Raw genomic sequence first — 3,099 nt, 5'->3', positions numbered from 1 at the left:
CATCGAAATTTATCGATGGCCTATTTCAGACTGTAATGGGGGGAAGCCAGAATCATCATCGGCGACAACGTGCGTATAGCGATGGATGTTGCCCTAATCTGCGTCTCGCATGAGATCGGCGATTCTCATCGCAGGGCTGCCGCCGATACCTACAGGGACATCGTGATCGGTGAGGGCGCTTGGATTGGCGCACGTTCGACGGTGCTGCAGGGTGTCCGTATTGGAGGGGGAGCGATTATCGGCGCGGGTTCACTGGTGAATCGTGACTGCGAGCCAAATTGCCTATACGCTGGTGTTCCTGCAAGGCTGATCAAGAAACTCGATTGATGAGAGTGCCGAAGCGAGACTCAGCAAGTCCAACGGGTGTTTAGTCGACTTGTACAATCGGATTGCGAGGGCGGCTAGTTGTTGTGTGCCAATAGGTTGTTTACGCCGACGATGCGCGTCATAGGCGGAAGGCACCTGCACGCGCTGTGCGGACGTGACCAATTATAGTATTCGATGAAGGACGGGGAGCGTCCGCCGCGGCGAGCAGCGCGTTGAACTCGCCGCTGTGGTAGCCCGGTCCGTTGTCGGTCATCACCCGATCGACCGCGACCCCCAGCCCCGCGAAGAAGTGCAGCGCGCGGCCCATGAACGCCGCCCCCCTGCGCTCGTCGGGGAGCAGCTCCGCGTAGGCGGCGCGAGCAGCAGCGACGAGCGCCTCGCCATGACGCGTGCGGGCGAGCTACTTGCTCGCGGTCTGGCGGCTGACGCCTATCTGGCGCGCGGCCTCGGCGACGCCGAGGCCAGACTTTACGCGCGAGACGAGCGTCTCGCGCCCCCTCGGGGCGAGCCTTGCGTTAGGATGTTGCTCCATGGGAGGGCTCCTTCGCTATGAATCTAGGCAGCTCACAGCATGCGGGAGCCCTCCTTATTTGCCACCATCAAGATGTAAACAACGTCTTGGCACTTAACAGCTAAGGGCCATTGCGCGGACGGGGGTAATGCGGTGCATGAGTTCATAGTTTCTTCCGATCTTGATTTTGGCGATGTGGTTGCGAACCACTGCGACCCCGAGTTCTCACTTGTCGCCTCCGGTGGAATGGATTCGCTCCCGTCGAGGGTGTATCGGCTCGTAGCCTATGCCCTCTTTGCAAATCGGTTGATTATCCCTAGTCGGTATCTGCTCCAACCCTGCATGACGTACGATGCGCTCGTTGCCCTTAGGGGCTTGCTCGAGGCCGGCGTCGTGGTTCCCGATCTGAGGGAGGGCCACTATTCGTTTGTCGAATACCTTAAGGAAGAGGGTGTTGTTGACAAGAGACGTCTCGGCTGCGCGGAATTTCTCGACAGATATGCATCAAGTGTGTATTCCTTTGATATCAAGGGGCAGAGCGAACTCTTTCATGCAAGGGTGCTCGAGGACCTCTCGGAAGGCGGCCTGCTCAGGTCGAAGCTTAGGCTGGCGGGGGTTCGGGATTCAAGGATTGACGCTCTTCGAGATGCATTCACCGAGTGCGAGGGAGGCAGGAGGTCGCTTGTAAACCTGGCGAACAAATACGTTCCGCACAACGAGGGCGCCATATCAAAGTGGGCGGCGCTTAGGTACTACACGACCCCTGCAGAGCTGATGCCGCGATGCATAAGGGACTTTCCCGCTTCTATATCTGCCGAGCTGCGGGAGAGCCATCTTTCAATGCCGCTGACCGTTTCGGACCCAGACGAATTTGGCAATCTGCCCCAGCCGATGGAACTGTGTTACAGGGTGTTGGTTGGCTTGCCAAAGAATCTGGGCAGGGAGGAGCTGGCGCTTCTCTCGGATGCAGTCTTGTATGTGCGCGAGCAGGTGCCAAAAGGGGCTGCGAAATTTGCCTGCCTTGCCGAGCGAAACTTTGCTGAAAACCTTGGCGAAATCAATCAAGCCCTTTCCGACGCGCTCCAACGCGAGCGGCGTTTCTCCAGCCTGACGCACGGTTTCGTCGTCGAGGCGCTGGAGGGCGAAATTCCTCTGCCGATCATATCTTGGTGCCTTGGGTATTCATTTGGCAACATCGATGGGGCGGTCGCTGGGGTGGCGGTCTCATTCGTTTTAAACAAAATACGGGAATGCGCGTCGAATAGGGTGACTCCTTTTCTCGAGACGTCCGAACGGCTTGATCTGAAGACGAGGGGCATGTTTAAGAGCCGGTAGGTCTTGGCCCAATATATGGGCAGGTGGATGCAGGCCGATTGACATCGGTTCCAGCAGGAATCTTGAACGCTTATTTGCAAGTGCCCTGTCGGCCCTTATCGGACGCAACGATTAGAGCCAGGTAACGTACAATTTCTTGCGCACTTTGACAGCGGAATGGCGTCCAGATAGAAGGGGGCGGCCCGCCTCGGTATGATTCGAGTTGTCGAGACGAGGAGCATATTGGAGGTCGGCCATGCCCGAACCCATCGCAGCATTGAACGAGGAGGGCCTCAGGTCCGATCTGCGCGAGCTTGTCGGGAAGACGGTCGAGGACACGCCGAACGGCCCGCTCGAGGCGGAGGCCGACGACCTGGCCGGGGCCGAGCGCCACGGGCGCAGCGCCGAGCGGGAGGTGTACCGCGCCGGCCACTACGACCGGGGCCTGATGTGTGTTTAGTCAATAGCTTTTGAGCAGAAGGGACTGCGGTGGAGAACTTGGACCAAAGGAGTTCAAGGAGGCCATCGCATGGCATACAGCGAGGAGCAGAGAAGGAGCGCCCTCGAGACATTCATCAGGTTCGACCATAGCTATGCTGACACAATTGCCGAGCTGGGGTATCCCAACCGGGGGACGCTCAGGGGCTGGTGGAGGGAATACGAGAGGACCGGCGTGGTGCCTGTCCGGAAGTCCGTCTCCGACCCGACATACACCGACGCGATGAAGCGCGCCGCGGTCGACTATTACCTCGGCCATGGCAGGAGCCTGGCACGGACGGCGAGGGCGCTCGGCTATCCCAAGAGCCGCCAGCTGCTCGGCGAGTGGATCGACGAATATGCGCCGGGCCAGAGGAAACGCAGGGGCCCGAGCCCGGATCGGGGCCCCGTGCCCCTGGAGAGGAAGGTGTGATGTGGCTATACTAAATTGGACAGTCGGATGAGAGTCT

The 3,099-nt window shown here is 59.2% G+C and carries 6 protein-coding genes; 4 read left to right on the top strand and 2 right to left on the bottom strand.

The window, feature by feature from the left end; genetic code table 11:
* Window positions 1–81 precede the first annotated feature (81 nt).
* Entirely contained in the window at window positions 82–327 is a 246-nt protein-coding gene (locus tag DWV48_RS09050; RefSeq protein ID WP_118654469.1) for a DapH/DapD/GlmU-related protein, read from the top strand.
* A 118-nt stretch (window positions 328–445) separates the two neighbouring features.
* Here DWV48_RS09050 and DWV48_RS09045 read toward each other — a convergent pair whose 3' ends face one another.
* Both DWV48_RS09045 and DWV48_RS09040 read right to left on the bottom strand, forming a co-directional pair.
* Entirely contained in the window at window positions 446–634 is a 189-nt protein-coding gene (locus DWV48_RS09045) for a hypothetical protein (protein ID WP_118654468.1), read from the bottom strand.
* A gap of 93 nt (window positions 635–727) precedes the next feature.
* Window positions 728–859 (bottom strand): leucine zipper domain-containing protein, encoded by a 132-nt coding sequence (locus DWV48_RS09040; protein WP_118654467.1) that lies wholly within the window; start codon window positions 857–859, stop codon window positions 728–730.
* Window positions 860–991: 132 nt separating this feature from the next.
* On the opposite strand from DWV48_RS09040, the gene DWV48_RS09035 reads away from it, so the two are divergent.
* The 3 genes from DWV48_RS09035 (at window position 992) to DWV48_RS09025 (ending at window position 3,062) form a co-directional block, all read left to right on the top strand.
* Window positions 992–2,173, top strand: coding sequence for a hypothetical protein (locus DWV48_RS09035; protein WP_118654466.1), 1,182 nt, complete (start codon window positions 992–994; stop codon window positions 2,171–2,173).
* A gap of 235 nt (window positions 2,174–2,408) precedes the next feature.
* On the top strand, window positions 2,409–2,612 hold the full coding sequence (locus tag DWV48_RS09030) for a hypothetical protein (protein ID WP_118654465.1): 204 nt from the start codon (window positions 2,409–2,411) through the stop codon (window positions 2,610–2,612).
* Window positions 2,613–2,681: 69 nt separating this feature from the next.
* Window positions 2,682–3,062 carry a hypothetical protein gene (locus DWV48_RS09025; protein WP_118654464.1) on the top strand — a complete coding sequence of 127 codons (381 nt, stop codon included), beginning with the start codon at window positions 2,682–2,684 and terminating at the stop codon, window positions 3,060–3,062.
* Window positions 3,063–3,099 lie beyond the last annotated feature (37 nt).

This window comes from Collinsella sp. AF08-23 (assembly GCF_003479805.1).
Classification (GTDB): Bacteria; Actinomycetota; Coriobacteriia; order Coriobacteriales; family Coriobacteriaceae; genus Collinsella.
This window is presented reverse-complemented; position numbering and strand designations above follow the sequence as displayed.